We start from the raw sequence: 18,332 nt of genomic DNA, 5'->3' as shown, positions 1-18,332 counted from the left end.
GACGGATGCCGTACCCGAGGCGGATGACCGGTGCGGGAGCCGCGCCCGGTGGCCCCGACAGGACATCACTGGCGGGCGCCGTCCACCCGGCGCCACGTCGCCACCGGGCCCGGGGTCCGGTCGTCCTCGGGGGTGACCCAGAAGGCCTTCCCGAGCTCGGTGCTGAACTGGGCGCCCGTCCGTCCGTCGCCGGACGACCGGCCGGTCAGACGCCGGCCGATCCATGGAACCAGATGCATGCGCGCGAAGCGGAGGTCGTCGACGCGCCGCGTCGTCCACCGAGGAGGCACGGCGGCGGGAAGCGGCGTCTGCCAGTCGTTCTCGACCGGAAGACCCAGCGTCTGCCAGACCGCCTCGGCAACTCTGCGGTGTCCCTCGTCGGTCAGGTGCAGCCGGTCGACGTCCCACAGCTGGGGATCTCCCAGCGCCGGAGCTCCGTACAGATCGACGACCAGCGCACCGTGGCGGTTCGCCAACTCGTCGACCAGGGTGAACAGCTCCTCCATGCGCGGACGGAACCGCTCCATCACCGGGCCGTTGCGACCGGGGCTGCGCATCAGCACCAGCTTCTTGCACGCCGGCGCCAGACGCTCCACGGCCTCTTCCAGCTGCCCGCGCACCATGCCCATGTCGCACTTCGGTCGCAGCGTGTCGTTGAGACCGCCGACGAGCGTGACGACATCCGCCTGCATGGCGGCCGCCGCTTCGACCTGCTCGTCGACTATCTGGCGGATCAGCTTTCCCCGTACGGCGAGATTCGCGTACCGGAACCCGGGGGAGCGGGTGGCGAGCCGGCCGGCGAGGACATCGGCCCAGCCGCGGTACGAACCGTCGGGCAGCAGGTCCGACATTCCCTCGGTGAACGAGTCGCCGACCGCGACGAGACTGGTGTAGGAGGCATTCATTTCCATGGCGATGAGATCGTATCGCGGTGGGGCCGGCGCCTTTCACGGAGACCGGACCGAGCCCGCCGGGCGGTGCGGGCCGTGGGGCCGGCGCGTACGCCTCACCACCACACGGCCCGCGCCGGCTCCGTCAGCGTCCTTGCGACCGTCCCACCAGCTCGCGCAGGACATCCTCCATCGTGACCAGACCGGCCAGCTTGTCGTCCTCGTCGAGCACCGCCGCGAGGTGTGTGCGGCTCCTTCGCAACGCCGTCAGCACATCGTCGAGCGGTGTCGCGGCCCGCACCCGGGCGATCGGCCGCATGGCCGTCACCGGGAACGGCACATCGCGCGGTGTGGCGTCCAGGGCGTCCTTCACATGGAGGTAGCCCAGGATCCGCTGCTCGCTGTCCATCACCGGGAAACGCGAGAAACCCGACTCGTACGAGAGCCGTTCCAGCTCCGCGGGTGTCGTCCCGACCCGGGTGGACACCACCTGGTCGACCGGCAGCACCACATCCCGTACCGGTCGACGGCCCAGCTCCAGGGCGTGCCGCAGACGCTCGGCCGCGCGGTCGTCGACGAGCCCGGCGTCCCCGGCGTCCTTCACGAGACGGGCCAGTTCGTCGTCGGAGAACGTGGCGGACACCTCGTTCTTCGCCTCCACCCGCAGAAGTTTCAGCAGGGCGTTGGCGAAGGCGTTCACCGTGAAGATCACCGGGCGCAGCGCCCTGGCCAGGGTGACCAGTGGCGGACCGAGTATCAGCGCGGTCCGTACCGGCTCCGCCAGCGCGATGTTCTTCGGCACCATCTCGCCGAGCAGCATGTGCAGATACGTCGCCACGGTCAGTGCGATCACGAACGAGATCGGATGGACCAGTCCGTGCGGCACACCCAGCACGTCGAAGACGGGTTCCAGCAGATGGGCGATGGCCGGTTCGGCGACGATACCAAGGACCAGCGTGCACAGCGTGATGCCCAACTGCGCTGCCGCGAGCAGCGCCGACACATGTTCCAGACCCCAGACGACACTCCGCGCCCGCCGGTCCCCGGCCTCGGCCTGGGGCTCGATCTGGCTGCGGCGTACGGAGATCAGAGCGAACTCGGCGCCGACGAAGAACGCGTTGGCGACCAGGGTCAGCAGACCGATGAATAGCTGGACGGCGGTCATCGTCCGTCCTCCGTCCCGTCGTCGGAGCCGGGCAGCGGTGCGTGCAGCAGTACCCGGGCCGCGCGGCGCCCCGAGGCGTCCGCCACATCGAGTCGCCAGCCCGCCAGCTCGATGGAGTCGCCCACGGCCGGGATCCGGCCCACCTCCGTGGCGATCAGTCCGGCGAGCGTCTCGTACGGTCCTTCCGGCACCCGGAGTCCGATGGTCCGCAGCTGGTCGGTGCGGGCGGCGCCGTCGGCCGACCAGAGGGTGCGTCCGTAGGCGTCCTCACCGGCCGGCGCGAGGTCCGGCGTCTCGTGCGGGTCGTGCTCGTCGCGTACCTCGCCGACCACCTCCTCGACGATGTCCTCCAGCGTGACGACTCCGGCCGTGCCGCCGTACTCGTCGATGACCACGGCCATCGCGAGCTTGCCGGACAGCCGGTCGAGCAGCCGGTCAACGGTGAGGGTCTCCGGTACGAGCAGGGGCTCGCGCAGCATCTCCGACACGCGTCTGCGTGGCCTCTCCTCGGCCGGGATCGCCAGCACGTCCTTGATGTGCGCGACGCCGACGACGGTGTCGAGGCTGCCCCGGTAGACGGGGAAGCGGGACAACCCGGTCGCCCGGGTGGCGTTCGCGACGTCCTCGGCGGTCGCCTGCACCTCCAGCGCGGTGACCTGCACCCGGGGGGTCATGACGTTCTCCGCGGTCAGATCTGCGAGATTGAGGGTGCGGACGAAGAGCTCCGCGGTGTCCGCCTCCAGCGCGCCTGCCTTCGCCGAGTGTCGGGCCAGCGCCACCAGCTCCTGCGGGCTGCGGGCGGAGGCCAGCTCCTCGGTCGGTTCGAGACCGACGCGACGCACGATCCGGTTGGCCGTGTTGTTGAGGTGGCTGATGAACGGCCGGAAGACCGCGGTGAAGGCCCGCTGCGGGGTGGCCACGGTCTTTGCCATGGCGAGCGGCGAGGAGATCGCCCAGTTCTTCGGTACGAGTTCGCCGACGACCATCAGGAACACCGTGGACAGTGCCGTTCCGAGCACCAGCGCGACCGAGGACGCCGCACTCGGGGACAGCCCGGTCGCCTCCACCGGACCGCGGATCAGTTTCGCGATCGACGGCTCGGAGATCATGCCGACGACCAGGTTGGTGACGGTGATGCCGAGCTGTGCGCCGGAGAGCTGGAAGGTGAGGCTGCGCACCGCCTTCATGGCGCTCGCCGCGCCCCGCTCGCCCAGCGCCTCCGCCCTTTCGAGCTGACCGCGCTCGACCGTGGTCAGGGAGAATTCGGCCGCGACGAAGGCACCGCAGGCGAGCGAGAGCAGTACCGCCACGAGCAGCAGGAGCACTTCGGTCATCGGTTCACCTCCGTCCCATGATCGGGCAGGGACAGGAAGATCGCTCGATGTCGGCGATGTCGGCTTCTACTGGGAGGCTCGCCCATGGGCGGACGCTCACACCTTTCGGGAGGAGGGGTCGGTAGTGCACCTATAGTAAAGGATCGGCAAAGTCGCCGGTGCTGCGGTTGTTCGCCGACCGGCTGCCGGGCGCGCGGGGGCTTGATCCACGACAGTCCTACAGCGGTTTCACCCAGCGTCGCCAGTGGCCCTCGCGGTGGTAACCCGCGGCAGTCCATGTGTGGTGCGCCCGTTCGTTGGCTTCCAGGACCATGGCGTCGACCCGTCGCCCACCCAGGCTGATGAATCGCTGTTCCGCTGCTTCCAGCAAGGCGGTGGCGATGCCTTGCCGACGGCGGTCCGGGTGTACGGCCAGCCGGTAGGCGGAGCATCGCCACCCGTCGAAACCGGCTATGACGGTTCCCGCGAGGAGACCGTCACGCTCGGCGAGAAGCAGGGCTTCGGGGTCTCTTGAGATGAGCCGGGCCACCCCGTCGTGGTCGTCGCTGATGCTGGTTCCTTCTGCGGCTTCGCTCCAGAACTGCAGCACGGCGTCGATGTCGGAGAGGTCGGCGCAACGGACGGAGAGATCACTCATCGGGTGAGCCAATCAGAACTCCGACCCGTTCGGCGAGCCTTTTCCGCACCGAGTGATCGAGAGCGGTCTGCGGAGTCATGTCCGGCGTCCGATCATCGAGGGTATGGCCCCGAATCCCGGGCGCGCCCGTTTCGCGCCTCCGTCGATCGCACCGATGCTGGCCGTGCCGGGGCCGCTGCCGGTGCACGACGAGGATTGGGCGTTCGAGGCCAAATGGGATGGTGCGCGCTGCGTCCTGACCAGCGCAGGCGACGGAACCGTGCAGCTGACTTCCAGGGCGGGCAACGACATCACCGTGACCTATCCCGAGCTGCAGGCGCTCGGCGGGATCCTGCGTGGGCGGGGTGTCGTCCTCGACGGCGAGGTCGTGGTCCTGGACGCCGAGGGGCGGCCCGACTTCGGATTGCTCCAGCGCCGGATGGGTGTGGCGAACACACTCCACGCCAGTCGCCTGGCACAGCAGACGCCCGTCCAACTCGTGCTCTTCGACGTGATGTTCCTGGACGGCCGTTCGCTGCTCACCTCCTCCTACCGCGAGCGTCGCCACGTCCTGTCGGGGCTGGGGCTGGCCGGTCCCCACTGGTCCGCGCCCGGATACGTGCACGGACAGGGTGACCGGACGTGGGAAACCGTGGTGCGTGAGGGCCTGGAGGGCGTGGTCGCCAAGAGGCTGTCCTCCCCGTACAGGCCAGGGGCTCGCTCGCCCGACTGGCGCAAGACCAAGAGGGTCGAGACCCTGGACGTGGTCATCGGCGGCTGGACGCAGAGGCGGGGCGCGGCCCGGGACGTGCCCGGCGCGGTTCTGGTCGGCGTGGACACTCCGGAAGGCCTGCGGTACGCGGGATCGGTGGGGTCGGGGATGTCCGAGCGTGAGCTGGGTGAACTCGCCGCGTACCTGGCGGTTCTCGCGCGCCCGACGTCACCGTTCACCGGTCCGGTCCGGGTGACGGATGCGCACTGGGTCGAGCCGCGGCTGGTCGCGGAGGTCACCGCCTCCGAGTGGACCGCCGCCGGCCGGCTGCGTCAGCCGGTCTGGCAACGGCTACGGCCGGACCTGACCCGGCTGGACTGAGTACCGGAGGCGACCGATCACGGGGCGATGCGGCGCCGTTGCCGGCGCGGGGTCGCGTCGACGGCACCCGTCGTCCCCCGGTGAGCGGGTCGGGGATCGATGCGGGGGCAGGGCTCCACCGCCTGACCCACCCCACCGGGCTCCCTTCCGCTCCGGAGGCGCGTGGCTTGTGTCATGCCGCTTCGTACCGGTGAGCCGGCCCGCCGCGCCACTCGATCCAGTTCGGGTCGTCCAGGAGATGCTCGGCATCGTAGATCCCGGCCCGCCGGAGGAATTCGATCAGGTCGCGGTCGTCGTGGGCGAGCCCTGCGATGTCACCGTTGATGGTGACCGCACGGCCACCGGTCGGTGCGCAGCCGTGCACGACTATCGGGGGACTCATCCCCTCAGGGTGCCTCCGCCCGGCCGCCCGCGCGCGCCGTGAATCAGGTGGCCTTGTACTGATGCGCTTCAGCGCCCTGCCACTGGACCACGGCGCGGTTGTCGAGGATCCGTTTCGGGTCAGCCAGTCCGGCGTCGGCGAGGAACACGATGAGGTCGTTGTCGCTGTGTGCGAGCCCGAGTCTCTCGTCGCGATTGTTGACGTGCACGGTTACGGGCCGGGCGCCGGACGGGGTGGGTGCGTGGATGGTGATCGGTGGTGTCGGCATGACTCCAGGGTGGCCCCGCGCGAGGGCGGGCGCATCCGGCCGGGGCAGATGTGGGGGCCCGGTCCGGCGTGAGGAGTCGGAGCGTGACGATCGGTGTGCGGTCAGTGGCCGGTGTGGCGATCGGTCCCCCAGGTGCCTCCTGCCAGGTCGGTCCCGCCCCCGACCGACGAACGCACGCCACCATGCGGTCAGTTGCCGGCGAGCTCCTGGACGATCGGGCCGCATGCCTCCATGTTCGGCTCCAGCACCGTCAGGTACGAGAAGCCGTACCGCTCCCGTCGCCTCTGCGGCGGCGACCAGTGCCGGGAAGGGGGCCGGCAGGCCCAGGTGGTCTGGGACCAGGACGACGTCGTACCCGAGCTGCTCCGCGCGGCGGCAGCGGGTGCGCCAGTCCGTCCCGCCGGCCGGCCGGCGTCAGCATGTTCACTCCGAATCGAAACGGCCTTGCCACGGCCTCTCCTCGCGCCGGGGTTGATCGATGGACAGGCCACACACTCTGCCAAGGAAGAGCGTTGTCCGTATGTCCGACCACGCTCCTTGCCTGTGCTAGCAATCCCGCGCTAGCGTGTTGCTGTGCCCAAGACTCAGCTGAACGTACGAGTGGACGAGGCCACCGCCGAGGCCGCGCGGCAGCGCGCGCTGCAGAGGGGGATGAGCGTGAACCGTTACATCGAGGAGCTCGTCAAACAGGATGCGGGCGAAGTCGGACATACCTTTGTAGAAGCGGCTGCCGACTTCATGAAGCAGTACGAGTCGGTCTTCGCCGAGGAGTTCGGCCCGGAGCGCGAAGGCACCCGTTGAACCTCCGGATCGACCTTTCCTGGCTGCTCATGGTCGCCGAGCACAAGACGCCCGGCGATCCGCAGGTCGTCGACTGGGGTGCGCTCGTCGCCGCGGTGGCCCGTCATGAGGCGGAGATCTTCGGCAGCCCCGTATACAGCGACCCGTACATCAGGGCCGCCGCACTTCTGCAGTTGCTCCTCCACGTCCCCGCGCTGGAACACTCCAACGCGATGTTCGCCTCCGCCGTCGCCTATGGCTATCTCGTCGCCTCCGGACGGAAGGTCATCACTTCGCCCGAACAGGTCCGCGACCTGGCCCGGCTGGTCAAGGAGGGCAAGGCCGACGTCCGGGCCATCTCCGACGAGCTCCGCCAATGGAGCCTGTGACTCCTTCTGCGCGGGGTTTCTGAGAAGGAGCCGGCCGACGTCCTGCCGGCGTCCGTGGACGAGCTGGAGCGGGAGGACCCGAGGGGTCAGTCCAGCACAGTCGTCCGGCGGGCCACGCCCAGCACGCAAGCGGAGGTGGGGAGACGGATCCCGCTCTTCGGCACCTTGACCCTGCGGTACTCCTCCACCACGAACCCGGCCTTCTCGATCGCGGCGAGTGTGTCCCGCGACGTGTGACACCCACCGCACACCAGCGGCCACACCGTCCGGTCCAGTGCCCGCTGGGTCGTCGCCATGGCGCGGTCGTCGGCCCGTACATGCTCGAAGAAGCGCAGTTCCCCGCCCGGGCGCAGCACCCGGAGGATCTCTGCGAGCGACCGTTCCACATTCCGTACGGTGCACAGCACGAGTGAAGCGACGGCCCCGTCGAACGCCTCGCTCTTCACCGGCAGCGCCTCCGCGGCCGCCGGCACGACATCCACCGGCATACCGGCACGCAGCGCGGACCGCAGCGCCAACTGCCGCAGGCACCGCTCGGGTTCGATCGCCACCACTTCGGACACGGCCGGCGGGTAGTGAGCGAAGTTCAGACCGTTCCCCGCGCCGATCTCGATGATGCGTCCCGACAGGCCCGTGAGCAGATCAGCGCGGATCGCCGCGATACCGGATCCGGTATCGGCGGCCACGCTCACACGGGCATAGACCCGGGCGAAGACCGGATGGTGCACCGCATCCTTCGGGATCTTCGTGCTCCGCAGACGCATGACAGACCTCCTCGACAGGACCGGCTCGACCGGGCCGGCTCCACCGGACCACTCGGCGCGGGCGGGCCGGACCCGCCCCGAAAACCGACCGGAGAAGCCCGACCGGCACAGTACGGCTACTTGGATTCTCCCCCGTCGCGCGCCGCTCAGCCGCTTCGCCGACGGCCGGATTTTCGGCCGTCACCGCTCCGCGGCTCAGTGAGCGGTCCGGATCCCGCCCAGCTCCGCCGTCAGCCAACTCGTGGCCCTGGCACGGAAGTCGACGGGCGCCAGCGCCCCCGCCCCGGCGGGCACCACCCCCAGCAGCGGCGCACCCGCCACCACCGGAAGATCACCGAGATTGCAGCGCGCGGCCAGGTCCGGCTCGGCGGGCATGCTGCCCACCACCACCCCGAGGCACCCGAGCCCCCGTGTCCGCAGGGCCTCCGAGGTGAGGGCGGTCGTGTTGAGTGTGCCGAGCCCGGCAGCCGTCACGACCAGGACCGGGGCGGCCAGCAGCCGGGCCGCGTCCGCGAGAGTGGCGCCCGCCTCGTCGAACCGTACGAGCAGCCCGCCCGCCCCCTCGACCAGCACCAGATCGTGCTCGGTCGCGAGTTTCTCGGCCGCTTCCGCGATCTGCTCCGGGTGCACGGGCGCCATGCCCGCCCGCCGGGCGGCCGTGCCCGGCGCCAACGGCTCCGGGAACCGTGCCAGTTCGAGGCCGGTGACTGCCTCGCCTGCCAGCCGGCGCACCTCGAAGACGTCGCCCGGTTCCCCCGGCGCGACACCCGTCTGGGCCGGTTTGAGCACGGCCACCGAACGCCCGGCGGCGACCGCCACCGCGGCCACCGCCGCCGTGACGACCGTCTTGCCGATCTCCGTACCCGTGCCGCTCACTACCAGTACCGGCATCTCAGCCCTCCCGCGCTGCGGCGCACACCGCACGGCAGATGCGCGCCAGATCGTCGTCGCCGGTCACATACGGCGGCATCGTGTAGATCAGGTCCCGGAACGGACGCAGCCACACGCCCTCGCGGACCGCGGCCTCGGTGGCCGCAGCCAAGTTCACGTCGTGATCGAGCTGTACGACGCCGATGGCGCCCAGGACACGTACGTCCCGTACTCCCGCGATCGAACGCGCACCGGCAAGACCGTCCCGCAGCCCCTTCTCCAGGCGCTTGACCTCCTGCTGCCAGTCCTGGCCGAGCAGCAGATCGATCGACGCCAGGGCCACCGCGGCGGCGAGTGGGTTGCCCATGAACGTCGGCCCGTGCGCCAGCACCGGCACCTCGCCGCGCGAGATACCGTCCGCCACCCGCGTGGTGCACAGCGTCGCCGCCAGCGTGAGATAGCCACCGGTCAGCGCCTTGCCGACGCACATGACGTCAGGAGAGATCCCGGCGTGCCCGGCGGCGAACAGCTTCCCCGTCCGCCCGAAACCGCTGGCGATCTCGTCGAACACCAGCAGCACGTCATGGGCGTCGCAGGCTTCGCGCAGCGCCCGCAGATATGCGGGGGAGTGAAACCGCATTCCGCCCGCACCCTGCACCACCGGCTCCACGATCACCGCGGCCAGCTCATGGGCATGGCGCGCGATCAGGTCCCGCAGATGCTGTACGTACGCCTCGTCCGGCGGCGTGTCGAAACCGCCGGGCGGCTCGTCGGCGAACACCTGCTGGGGCAGCGCGCCCGACCACAGCCCGTGCATGCCGCCCTCGGGGTCGCACACCGACATCGGCTGCCAGGTGTCCCCGTGGTAGCCGCCGCGCCAGGTCAGCAGCCGCTTCTTGGCCGGGCGACCGATGGAATGCCAGTACTGCAGGCACATCTTCACCGCGACCTCGACCGACACCGAACCGGAGTCGGCGAGGAACACATGGCGCAGCGGCTCCGGCGTGATCTCGACCAGCCGGGCTGCCAGCCGCACGGCGGGCTCATGGGTGAGGCCGCCGAACATCACATGGCTCATCCGGTCCAGTTGGCCGCGCGCCGCCTCGTTGAGCACCGGATGGTTGTAGCCGTGCACCGCCGACCACCACGACGACATGCCGTCGATCAACTCGTCCTGCCCATGAGCCGGTTCGGCGAGCCGGAGCCGTACCCCGGACGCGGACTCCACGATCAGCGGCTCCTGCCGGCCCGGCATCGGGCCGTACGGGTGCCAGACGTGGGCCCGGTCCAGGGTCCGCAGCTGTGCGGGGGAGAGGGGGTCAGGCATTCGGGGCGAGATCCGTTCCCGCGCCGCGTCGGCGGACCGCCACCAGATCAGTGCGCGCGGCCGGAGCCTCTGCGTCGACGACCGCGGGCTCGTCGGCCACGTCACCACAGGGCGCACAGCCCCCGGAGTGTCCGCCGCAGCCGCCGCCGGTCTCGGGTTCGGCACCTGCCTCCGTACGGTGCCGGGGCAGCGTCGTCGTACCCGCGCCCTCCACCTCGAAACCGGCATCCGTGATCATGTCCAGATCCGCCTGTCCCGCCTGGCCCTCGCTGGTCAGATAGTCGCCCAGGAAGATCGAGTTGACCAGGTGCAGCGCGAGCGGCTGCATCGAGCGCAGATGCACCTCGCGGCCGCCCGCGAGCCGGACCTCGACATCCGGGCAGACGAACCGGACCATCGCCAGAATGCGCAGGCAGCGCTGCGGTGTGAGGTTCCACTCCTTGGCGAGCGGCGTGCCCTCGAACGGGATCAGGAAGTTCACCGGAACCGAGTCCGGGTCCAGCTCGCGCAGCGAGAAGACGACATCGACCAGATCGGCGTCGCTCTCGCCCATCCCGGCGATCAGGCCGGAGCACGCGGAGAGCCCCGCCGCCTGCGCCTGCTGCACGGTCTCCACCCGGTCCGCATAGGTGTGGGTGGTGGTGATGTCCCCGTACGTCCCCTCCGACGTATTGAGGTTGTGGTTGTACGCGTCGGCGCCCGCCGACCGCAGCCGGCCGGCCTGCCCCTCGGAGAGCAGACCCAGGCAGGCGCACACCTCGACGCCCTCGTTCTGCTCCTTGATCGCCTCAATCGTCTGCGACACCCGGTCGACGTCCCGGTCGGTCGGACCGCGGCCGCTCGCCACCAGACACACACGCTTCGCGCCGCCCGCCACCCCGGCGGCGGCGGCCTTCGACGCCTCGTCCGGTTTCAGCCAGGTGTACTTGAGGATCTCGGCCTTCGAGCCGAGCCGCTGCGAGCAGTACGAGCAGTCCTCGGGGCAGAGCCCGGACTTGAGGTTGACCAGATAGTTCAGCTTCACCCGCCGGCCGAACCACTGGCGGCGCACCTTTCCGGCCGCGGCCACCACTTCGAGCAGATCGTCGTCGGAGGTCGCCAGCACGGCGAGCGCTTCTTCTCGGGTCGGCAGCTCGCGCCGCAGCCCCTTGTCCACCAGCGTGTTCAGGAGGTCCATGGCGATGATCCTTGCCTACTCCACCGCCCTCAGCCAAGGAGGAACCGGACAACAGAGCCCACAGAGGGTGTGTGTATTGCCACACCATGCCCGGCTGCGCACCCGGTTAGGGTCTGTGAGCTGCCTACAAAAGGGACCGTCGCCATGCCCTTCGCCCCGTTCGACTGGATCGACGACGAGGCCCGCCGCCGTGCGGACGCCGGACTCGTCCGCACGCTCCGCCCCCGGCCCGCCGAACCGGAACTGCTGGACCTCGCGAGCAACGACTACCTGGGTCTCACCCGGCACCCCGAGGTGACCGCGGCCGCCGCCGAGGCCGCGCACCGGTGGGGTGCGGGCGCCACCGGCTCCCGGCTGGTCACCGGCTCCACCGCGCTGCACGCCGGACTCGAACGCGAACTGGCCGCATTCTCCGGCTTCGAGGCGGCCCTGGTCCTCTCCTCCGGCTACGCGGCCAATCTCGCCGCGCTCACCGCCCTCACCGGCCGGGGCTCCCTGATCGTCTCCGACGCTGGCAACCACGCCTCCATCGTCGACGGATGCCGGCTCTCCCGGGCCGAGACCGCCGTCGTGGCGCATGCCGACCCCGAGGCCGTGGAGAAGGCGCTGCACGCGCACGACGGTCATGCCCTGGCGGTCACCGACTCCGTCTTCTCCGTCGACGGTGACGCCGCACCGCTGCCCGGACTGGCCGACGTCTGCCGCGCGCGGGGGGCCGCGCTGCTCGTCGACGACGCGCACGGGCTGGGCGTGCTCGGTGAAGGCGGGCGCGGCGCCCTCGCCGCCGCCGGTCTCGCGGGCGGCGAAGGAATCGTCGCCACAGCCACCCTCTCCAAGTCCCTGGGCAGCCAGGGCGGCGCGGTCCTCGGACCGGCCCGGGTGATCGACCATCTGGTCAACACGGCCCGTACGTTCATCTTCGACACCGGGCTCGCACCGGCCGCTGCGGGCGCCGCCCTCGCGAGCCTGCAGCTGCTGCGCCGCGAGCCGGAACGGGCGGGCAGGGCCCGGACGGTCGCCACCGCCCTGTACGAACGACTGACCGCCGCGGGGCTGACCGCGGTGCGCCCCGACGCCGCCGTAGTCTCCGTCCGGGCGCCTTCGGCGGACGCGGCGGTGCGCTGGGCGGCCGACTGCCGCACGGCCGGGATCGCGGTGGGCTGCTTCCGCCCGCCGTCGGTCCCGGACGGCATCTCGCGGCTGCGGCTCACCGCCCGCGCCGATCTCACGGAGGCGCAGATCGCGATCGCGGTGGAGACCGTCCTGCGGACGGCCCCGGCGGCCTGACCGGAGCCGCGAAACGGCCGGTCAGCCGGCCGGGCCGTCGGTCAGACCGGAGACGAACGACTTCCAGGCCGCCGCCGAGAACCGCAGCGGCGGCCTGGACACGTCCTTGGAGTCACGCACAGCAAGTCGCTCCGGGCCGAACGGCGCTGCTTCCACGCAGTTGTTCATCCCCGTGCTGCGGCTGCTGCGCCGCCACCGTAACGCGTGATCTGCGAGGCAATCGGACATCGGGCCCCCTCGGGCAGTCTGAGGTTCCTGGTGCCCCTCCCGGCAAGCTTCGCCCCGTCGCAGACATTGCCGGTCGCGGCACTAACCGTCGCGGTCGATCGCGGCGATCAGGTCCAACGAGTGCTCCGGCGACAGCGCGTGTGCCTGCAAAGTGCAGAAGGCCGAGCTGTACGCCTCAAGGTCTTCTTTCCGTTCCAGGTAGAGGCTACTCGTCAAGTGGTCGAGAACGACCACATCCAGATCAGAAGTGTTCGGAAAGGAGAAGATAATGAAGGGTCCGGTGAGACCCATGTACCCACCCACCGAGAACGGCAACAACTGCAGCTCGACGTGCGGAAGTCGGGCGACCCGGATCAGATGGCGCAACTGATTGCGCATCACCCGGCGCCCGCCGACCTCGCGCCGCAGCACCGCCTCGTCGAGCACCGCGGTCAGCCGTAGCGGCGGATCGGTCCGCAGCACCCCCTGCCGGGCGAGCCGTACCTCCACCAGCGAGTCCAACTGGCCGGCGGGCAGTCCGTCCAGCGACGCACGGGTAACCGCACGTGCGTAGTCGGCGGTCTGCAGGAGCCCCGGCACCACCGAGGTCTCCAGCGTGCGGGCGGTCCTGGCCTGGGACTCAAGACTGATGAAGTCCCGGTACTGGGGCGGAATGAGACCGCGGTAGGCGTGCCACCAGCCGGTTCCGCCGCCTCCCGCCGAGCCCGCGAGCGTCTCGAGAAGCGTCCGTAACTGCGGATCGTCCAGACCGTAGGCATCCAGCAGTCGGCTCACGTCGGCCGGTTTCACACCGCTCGTACCGGTCTCGATCCGGCTCACCTTCGACTGATGCCAGCCGAGCAGCTGCGCCGCGTCACGACTCGTCAGTCCGGACGTGTGGCGCAGACTCCGCAGCTCCTCCCCGAGCTTGCGGCGGCGCACCGCGGGACCGTGCTGCATACGCGGTCTCCCTCCCTCTCGTGCCGAGGGGCCATCTTGCCGCCCATGTGCGGTATTCCGGCACAGAGTTCACCGCTTCGAGCGACAGATATATGCATATCTTGGTGGATCGCCGTCGCGGAGGGCCGCATCAGTGGCAGTCTGGCGCGAAGCGCATCCCGGGTCGATCGCGGGTCGGTCCGGGCGGGAAAAGGACGGCTCGCCATGGCAGACCATCAAGAAGCAAGTGTCACTCTGCCGAGCGAGCCGCTCTCGGTCTCCTCGGCCCGGAGATACGTGGCGGAAGTGCTCGCCGACTGGGGTCTCCCCGATGACACGGAGACTGCCGACACCATCCGGCTCATCGTCTCCGAGCTCACCACCAACGCCGTCCAGCACACCTTCGGCCAGTCGCCGACCTTCACCGTGGACCTGCGGCTGGAGCGGGAGGAGCAGTTGCATCTCGGGGTGACGGACAGCCACCCCCGCTGGCCCCAGCGGCTGCCCGCCGCCGTGCGGCAGGACAACGGACGCGGCATGGTGATCATTCGCTGTCTGGCCAAGGAGTACGGCGGACGCCTCACGGTCACGCCGACCGCCGAGGGAGGCAAGACCGTCTGGATCGCGCTCCCCTGGACTCTCCCCGTCCAGACTTGACCACGGTCCTCGCAGACCCGGAATCGGGTCCGGCCCGGACGTCGTGTCGCCGGCGGTCGGCGGCGTCGGCTGCCGACCCGACGCGTGGTCACTGCCCGGCAGTCCTCCCGAAGCCGCCGCGCAGCAGTGCGCACAGCGTCGCGGCCGCCCCACTCGCCCGGTCGCCGTGGTGCACCACCGAGATGGTCCGCCGGAAGGCCGCGGGTTCCAGCCGTCGCACGGACAGGGGCGTCGGCGCCATCGCGGCGACCATCTCGGGCACCACCGCCATCCCGATCCCCGCACTGACCAGGGCGCACACCAGCGCATAACCTGGTGACTCGCAGACCACGGCGGGTGTAGCGCCCGCCTCGGCCAGGGCGTTCTCCACCCCCTGGCGGGGCGGATGGGCCGGCGCGCTGCTGATCAGCGGCCGGCCGGCCAGTTCCGTCACCGGCAGCCGTCCCGTTCCCTCGGCCAGCATCTGTCCGACCGCCGTGATCAGCACCAGCTCCTCGACCAGCAGCGGTTCGACACGGACGCCGGAAGGCAGCGGCACCGCGGACGCCGGCTCGTATGCGTGGGTCAGGGCGAGATCGACCTCGCCCGCGGCCACCGCGGCGATCCCGTCGGGTGGCTCGTAGTCCGCGACAGCCAGCTCCACGTCGGGATGGGCGCGGCGGAAGGCGCTCAGGACGGGCGGCAGCAGATGGATACCCGCGGTGGTGAACGTGCCGACCCGGAGGCGTCCGCCGGAGAGCCCGGCGAGCCGCGTCAGTTCGTGCCGGGCCCGGTCCATCTCGTCGAGGACCCGCCGGGCGCGGACGACCAGCAGTTCGCCCGCGGCCGTAAGACGCGCGCCGCGGTGGTGGCGGACCAGCAGCGGGGTGCCCGCCTCCCGCTCCAGCTTGGCGAGCTGCTGGGAGAGCGCGGGCGCGGTGTAGCCGAGACGGGCGGCCGCACGCGTGATCGAACCCGCCTCGGCGACCGCCACCAGTGCCGCAAGGCGTGTCGGGTCGAACATTAAGCGTTCCTTTTGGCCCACCCAGAAGATTGCAAGTACATGGTGAAGGCTACTGCGGTCCATGGTGGACCCATGGACGCACAACTGATCGCCTTCGTAGGGGTGGCCGCCGGGATGGTGGCACTGCCGGGCGCCGACTTCACCGTGGTCGTACGGAACGCTCTCGCCTCACGGGCGGCCGGGGTGGCGACGGCGCTCGGCGTTGCCGGCGGACTGCTCGTCCACACCGCGCTGGCCGTCGCCGGGCTCGCGGCGGTTCTGGTCACCGTGCCCGCGCTGTTCCGCACCGTGCAGTTCCTCGGCGGGGCGTACGTCCTCCACCTGGGGATCAGCGCCCTGCACGCGGCACGGCGCCGCACCACGGACGGGGGCTCGGACCCGGGACCGGACGCGGGGCGGGTCGGTGGGCCTTCCGTGACCGGATACGGACGCGCGCTGCGCCAGGGCTTTCTGACCAACGCCCTGAACCCGAAGGCGCCCGTGCTCTTTCTCAGCCTGCTGCCGCAGTTCGTTCCGGACGGGCAGCCGCCCGTGTCCCGGACCCTGCTGCTGGCCACCGTGGTCGTGCTGCTCGCGCTGATCTGGTTCCCGGCCGTGGCGCTCCTGGTGGACCGTCTGGGCCGGTGGCTGCGCCGGCCGCGTGCCGCCCGCGCCATCGAGGGCGGCAGCGGCGCGGCGCTCACCGCGCTGGGCCTGGTGCTGGTCACCGGCCCCCTGCTGCACTGACGGGCGGAGGTGACCGGCAACCTGCATGGCGGAAGAGGCGGGGGTCAGCGGACCCGTCCGTACCAGACACTCCTCGTCCAGATCTTCTCCAGCCGCACCACGGCACCGGTCTTCGGCGAGTGCCAGATCCTGCCCCTACCGGCGTAGATCCCTACGTGGTAGACGCTGCGACCCCAGTGGAAGAAGACCAGATCGCCGCGGCGCCGCTGCGAGGCCGAGATGTGCCGGGTCTTGTTGTACTGCTGCTGGGCCGTGCGGGGGAGCTTCTTGCCCACCCTTTTGAACACGTACATCGTCAGACCCGAACAGTCGAAGCGGTGGGGACCTGTGGCCCCGTACCGGTACGGCGACCCCTTCTTCGACGCGACGATGTTGAGCGCCTTCGTCGAATGAGCCGCGGCCTGGGCTTCGGCCACACCGCCGGGGGCGATCGCGGAGCCGCCGACGGCGGCGAGCGTCAGAACCGTGGCGGTACCGGCCCGGGTGAGCAGAGACGGGACATGAACCTGCGCAGTCATGCGCAACCCTTCGTCAGCCGCCTGTGAAGGATGACCTGTCGGGTTCGGGCTGGCGAAGTTGCCCGGCCGCACTCGGCGGCTTCACCCCGAGGGTCGACCGGATGTCCGGTCGACCCGTTGTGCTCGGGTCCTCCACTCCTGCCGATCCACTTCCGTCGACCAGGCATCCGGGCGGCGGCAGGACTCGGCGTCCACCCGGACCGCCCCGCCGCGGTGGCGGGGGCTTGTCGTCTCACGGATCTTGACTCACCGAGTGCCGGATTTCCTAGGATTGGAAGCGATATGGAAGTTTTGTCGTGATTGATCCGTACGGGTGGGTACGGTAGTTACGCGAACCCGACCCGGTCGCCCCGACCGGCCCCGTACCAGCGGCGGAATGGCAGACTCCGTTCACCGGCCACGCTGGAGGCGCAAGTTGAACAATCCCTCGCGCGGGGGATCTCCTACGCCGAACGAGCGAGGAATTTTGATCAGGCCGCCGGGCGTGTCGCGGAAGGGAGTTGATCAACTTGTCTGGGCAGGGGGCACGGTGACCCGCCGGGCCCGACGCTCCCCGTCCAGGACGCGAAGCGCTCGCGCCAAGGTGGCGGCGTGGATCTGTGCTTCACCTCGCTCGTGCATCAACGCGAGTGCGTTGCGCAGGGCGACGGCCCGCGAGGCGAGTGCCTGCGCCGCTCGCAGCGCGCCGTAGGTGTCGCTGTCGTGGGCGGGGTTGATCCGCCCCAGCTGGTCGAGCACTTCCAGATAACGGTCGATGAACTCGCCCTCGGCGCGCGTCAGTGCGGGCAGCGGCGGGAACTCCGGTGGCTGCATCCGGTGTTCACCTCGCGCCGTTCGGCGGGAGTGACGGCTTGCGGTTCTCCAGTACGTGGTCCACCAGGCCGTACGCCTTGGCGCCCGGGGCATCGAGGATGAGGTCGCGCTCGATGTCCGCGGCGATCTGCTCGGCAGTTCGCCCGCTGTGACGGGCCAGCAGGCGGGTGAGCTGCTCACGGATGCGGATCAGTTCCCGTGCCTCGATCTCCAGATCGGACGGCTGGCCCTGCAGCGGCTCGGGAAGCGCGGGCTGCTGCACGACGACCCTGGCGCCGGGGAGGGCGTGCCGCCGGCCGGGAGCGCCCGCGGCGAGCAGCAGGGCCGCGCTGGAACCGGCCTGTCCGAGGCAGAAGGTCTCCACCTCGCAGGTGAGGTACTCCATCGTGTCGTAGATCGCTGCCATGGCGTCGAAGGAGCCGCCGGGGGAGTTGATGTAGAGGGAGACGGGGCGGTCGGGCGCCGCGTGTTCCAGGTACATGAACTGCGCGATCAGGTCGGTGGCGGCGGTGTCGTCGACCGCGGTGCCGAGGAAGACGATGCGCTCGGCGAGCAGCTTCGAGTACGGGTCGAGGGTGCGGGTCCCGTCGGACGTGCGCTCGGTGAACTCGGGCAGTACGTATCGGGCGGCAGGGCGGAACATGGTGAAGCCTCTCCTCCGGTGTCTGCGTCTGCGTGCGGCCTGCACAAGCGTCCGTAAAAAATGTACAGGACGTACAGAAGGTTATGATGGGGACTATGGCCTACGAGATTCCGGTGACGCAAGCCCGAGCTGAGCTCGCCGAACTGATCAACCGTGTCGTCTACGGCGGCGAGCGAGTCGTGGTGACCCGGCACGGCAAGCCGCTGGTGGCGCTCGTTTCGGCCGCTGACCTGGAGCGACTCGAGAAGGAGGAGGCGGCTGCCGAGGAGCAGGTGATCAGCTCGGTCTCCTCGATCGGCTCCGCCGCGTCCGCTCCGAGCGAACGGCGACGTTTCGGCATCGCGGCGGAGCACCGGGGGCGGACGGACCAGGGCAACTGACGACCTGTGGTCCCGTGGTGAGGTCGCCGGATGCACCCGCCGCGTACCCGGCCCCGGCGTCGTCACCGTGTCATCCGCTGCGTTCCCGGGCCCCGGCGTCGTCA

23 protein-coding genes, 1 pseudogene and 1 riboswitch are annotated in these 18,332 nt (G+C 70.4%); of the genes and pseudogenes, 7 read left to right on the top strand and 17 right to left on the bottom strand.

Features of this window, described 5'->3' with window-relative positions; translation table 11 throughout:
• Positions 1-65 precede the first annotated feature (65 nt).
• From ACFYP5_RS27815 to ACFYP5_RS27800, 4 genes are all read right to left on the bottom strand, one after another.
• Positions 66-911, bottom strand: coding sequence for an SGNH/GDSL hydrolase family protein (locus tag ACFYP5_RS27815; RefSeq protein ID WP_389041098.1), 846 nt, complete (start codon positions 909-911; stop codon positions 66-68).
• 124 nt (positions 912-1,035) lie between these two features.
• Entirely contained in the window at positions 1,036-2,055 is a 1,020-nt protein-coding gene (locus ACFYP5_RS27810; protein ID WP_389041096.1) for a hemolysin family protein, read from the bottom strand.
• The gene (locus ACFYP5_RS27805; RefSeq protein ID WP_389041094.1) at positions 2,052-3,389 is read right to left on the bottom strand and encodes a hemolysin family protein; all 1,338 of its coding nucleotides are present in this window, start codon (positions 3,387-3,389) and stop codon (positions 2,052-2,054) included. Before ACFYP5_RS27805 ends, ACFYP5_RS27810 begins: the two co-directional genes overlap by 4 nt.
• Before the next feature lie 217 nt (positions 3,390-3,606).
• Entirely contained in the window at positions 3,607-4,026 is a 420-nt protein-coding gene (locus ACFYP5_RS27800; protein WP_389041092.1) for a GNAT family N-acetyltransferase, read from the bottom strand.
• Between the two features lie 103 nt (positions 4,027-4,129).
• On the opposite strand from ACFYP5_RS27800, the gene ligD reads away from it, so the two are divergent.
• Positions 4,130-5,098 carry a non-homologous end-joining DNA ligase gene (ligD, locus tag ACFYP5_RS27795; RefSeq protein WP_389041090.1) on the top strand — a complete coding sequence of 323 codons (969 nt, stop codon included), beginning with the start codon at positions 4,130-4,132 and terminating at the stop codon, positions 5,096-5,098.
• 172 nt (positions 5,099-5,270) lie between these two features.
• On the opposite strand, the gene ACFYP5_RS27790 is transcribed toward ligD, so the two are convergent.
• From ACFYP5_RS27790 to ACFYP5_RS27780, 3 genes and pseudogenes are all read right to left on the bottom strand, one after another.
• A complete protein-coding gene (locus ACFYP5_RS27790) occupies positions 5,271-5,480 on the bottom strand; it encodes a hypothetical protein (protein ID WP_389041088.1) in 210 nt (69 codons plus the stop codon).
• Positions 5,481-5,523: 43 nt separating this feature from the next.
• Positions 5,524-5,748, bottom strand: a complete 225-nt coding sequence (locus ACFYP5_RS27785) for a hypothetical protein (RefSeq protein ID WP_389041285.1) — start codon at positions 5,746-5,748, stop codon at positions 5,524-5,526.
• Positions 5,749-6,009: 261 nt separating this feature from the next.
• Positions 6,010-6,199 (bottom strand): annotated as a pseudogene (locus ACFYP5_RS27780) (LLM class F420-dependent oxidoreductase); the annotation flags it as partial.
• Between the two features lie 122 nt (positions 6,200-6,321).
• On the opposite strand from ACFYP5_RS27780, the gene ACFYP5_RS27775 reads away from it, so the two are divergent.
• Positions 6,322-6,549 carry a hypothetical protein gene (locus ACFYP5_RS27775; RefSeq protein WP_014157595.1) on the top strand — a complete coding sequence of 76 codons (228 nt, stop codon included), beginning with the start codon at positions 6,322-6,324 and terminating at the stop codon, positions 6,547-6,549.
• Positions 6,546-6,917, top strand: a complete 372-nt coding sequence (locus ACFYP5_RS27770) for a fic family toxin-antitoxin system, toxin component (RefSeq protein ID WP_389041086.1) — start codon at positions 6,546-6,548, stop codon at positions 6,915-6,917. The genes ACFYP5_RS27775 and ACFYP5_RS27770 overlap by 4 nt, the downstream gene beginning before the upstream one ends.
• Before the next feature lie 86 nt (positions 6,918-7,003).
• On the opposite strand, the gene ACFYP5_RS27765 is transcribed toward ACFYP5_RS27770, so the two are convergent.
• The 4 genes from ACFYP5_RS27765 to bioB form a co-directional block, all read right to left on the bottom strand.
• The gene (locus ACFYP5_RS27765; RefSeq protein ID WP_389041084.1) at positions 7,004-7,681 is read right to left on the bottom strand and encodes a class I SAM-dependent methyltransferase; all 678 of its coding nucleotides are present in this window, start codon (positions 7,679-7,681) and stop codon (positions 7,004-7,006) included.
• 195 nt (positions 7,682-7,876) lie between these two features.
• The gene (gene bioD, locus ACFYP5_RS27760; protein ID WP_389041082.1) at positions 7,877-8,572 is read right to left on the bottom strand and encodes a dethiobiotin synthase; all 696 of its coding nucleotides are present in this window, start codon (positions 8,570-8,572) and stop codon (positions 7,877-7,879) included.
• Between the two features lies 1 nt (position 8,573).
• Positions 8,574-9,878 (bottom strand): adenosylmethionine--8-amino-7-oxononanoate transaminase, encoded by a 1,305-nt coding sequence (locus tag ACFYP5_RS27755; RefSeq protein WP_389041080.1) that lies wholly within the window; start codon positions 9,876-9,878, stop codon positions 8,574-8,576.
• Complete coding sequence (gene bioB, locus ACFYP5_RS27750; RefSeq protein ID WP_389041078.1) at positions 9,871-11,055, bottom strand: biotin synthase BioB; 1,185 nt, start codon at positions 11,053-11,055, stop codon at positions 9,871-9,873. The genes ACFYP5_RS27755 and bioB overlap by 8 nt, the downstream gene beginning before the upstream one ends.
• Before the next feature lie 144 nt (positions 11,056-11,199).
• Between bioB and ACFYP5_RS27745 the strand changes: the two genes are divergently transcribed.
• The gene (locus tag ACFYP5_RS27745) at positions 11,200-12,342 is read left to right on the top strand and encodes an 8-amino-7-oxononanoate synthase (protein WP_389041076.1); all 1,143 of its coding nucleotides are present in this window, start codon (positions 11,200-11,202) and stop codon (positions 12,340-12,342) included.
• Positions 12,343-12,363: 21 nt separating this feature from the next.
• Here ACFYP5_RS27745 and ACFYP5_RS27740 read toward each other — a convergent pair whose 3' ends face one another.
• A complete protein-coding gene (locus ACFYP5_RS27740; RefSeq protein ID WP_389041074.1) occupies positions 12,364-12,570 on the bottom strand; it encodes a DUF397 domain-containing protein in 207 nt (68 codons plus the stop codon).
• An 81-nt stretch (positions 12,571-12,651) separates the two neighbouring features.
• The gene (locus tag ACFYP5_RS27735) at positions 12,652-13,509 is read right to left on the bottom strand and encodes a helix-turn-helix domain-containing protein (protein WP_389041072.1); all 858 of its coding nucleotides are present in this window, start codon (positions 13,507-13,509) and stop codon (positions 12,652-12,654) included.
• A 204-nt stretch (positions 13,510-13,713) separates the two neighbouring features.
• Between ACFYP5_RS27735 and ACFYP5_RS27730 the strand changes: the two genes are divergently transcribed.
• Positions 13,714-14,145: an ATP-binding protein gene (locus ACFYP5_RS27730; protein ID WP_389041070.1), complete on the top strand. Its 432-nt coding sequence runs from the start codon at positions 13,714-13,716 to the stop codon at positions 14,143-14,145.
• A gap of 88 nt (positions 14,146-14,233) precedes the next feature.
• Here ACFYP5_RS27730 and ACFYP5_RS27725 read toward each other — a convergent pair whose 3' ends face one another.
• Entirely contained in the window at positions 14,234-15,148 is a 915-nt protein-coding gene (locus ACFYP5_RS27725) for a LysR family transcriptional regulator (RefSeq protein ID WP_389041068.1), read from the bottom strand.
• A 72-nt stretch (positions 15,149-15,220) separates the two neighbouring features.
• Here ACFYP5_RS27725 and ACFYP5_RS27720 point away from each other — a divergent pair, with 72 nt between their 5' ends.
• Positions 15,221-15,874 (top strand): LysE family translocator, encoded by a 654-nt coding sequence (locus tag ACFYP5_RS27720; RefSeq protein ID WP_389041066.1) that lies wholly within the window; start codon positions 15,221-15,223, stop codon positions 15,872-15,874.
• A gap of 44 nt (positions 15,875-15,918) precedes the next feature.
• Here the strand turns inward: ACFYP5_RS27720 and ACFYP5_RS27715 are convergent, their stop codons facing one another.
• The 3 genes from ACFYP5_RS27715 to ACFYP5_RS27705 all read right to left on the bottom strand — a co-directional run bounded on the left by ACFYP5_RS27715 (position 15,919) and on the right by ACFYP5_RS27705 (position 17,848).
• Positions 15,919-16,392: a C40 family peptidase gene (locus tag ACFYP5_RS27715; RefSeq protein WP_389041064.1), complete on the bottom strand. Its 474-nt coding sequence runs from the start codon at positions 16,390-16,392 to the stop codon at positions 15,919-15,921.
• A gap of 3 nt (positions 16,393-16,395) precedes the next feature.
• Positions 16,396-16,592, bottom strand: a riboswitch (cyclic di-AMP (ydaO/yuaA leader).
• A gap of 304 nt (positions 16,593-16,896) precedes the next feature.
• Complete coding sequence (locus tag ACFYP5_RS27710) at positions 16,897-17,205, bottom strand: hypothetical protein (RefSeq protein ID WP_389041062.1); 309 nt, start codon at positions 17,203-17,205, stop codon at positions 16,897-16,899.
• A gap of 7 nt (positions 17,206-17,212) precedes the next feature.
• The gene (locus ACFYP5_RS27705; protein ID WP_389041060.1) at positions 17,213-17,848 is read right to left on the bottom strand and encodes an ATP-dependent Clp protease proteolytic subunit; all 636 of its coding nucleotides are present in this window, start codon (positions 17,846-17,848) and stop codon (positions 17,213-17,215) included.
• A 95-nt stretch (positions 17,849-17,943) separates the two neighbouring features.
• Between ACFYP5_RS27705 and ACFYP5_RS27700 the strand changes: the two genes are divergently transcribed.
• A complete protein-coding gene (locus ACFYP5_RS27700; RefSeq protein ID WP_389041058.1) occupies positions 17,944-18,228 on the top strand; it encodes a type II toxin-antitoxin system Phd/YefM family antitoxin in 285 nt (94 codons plus the stop codon).
• The last annotated feature ends 104 nt before the right edge of the window (positions 18,229-18,332 follow it).

The organism is Streptomyces sp. NPDC005262 (assembly GCF_042872425.1).
GTDB lineage: Bacteria > Actinomycetota > Actinomycetes > Streptomycetales > Streptomycetaceae > Streptomyces.
This window is presented reverse-complemented; position numbering and strand designations above follow the sequence as displayed.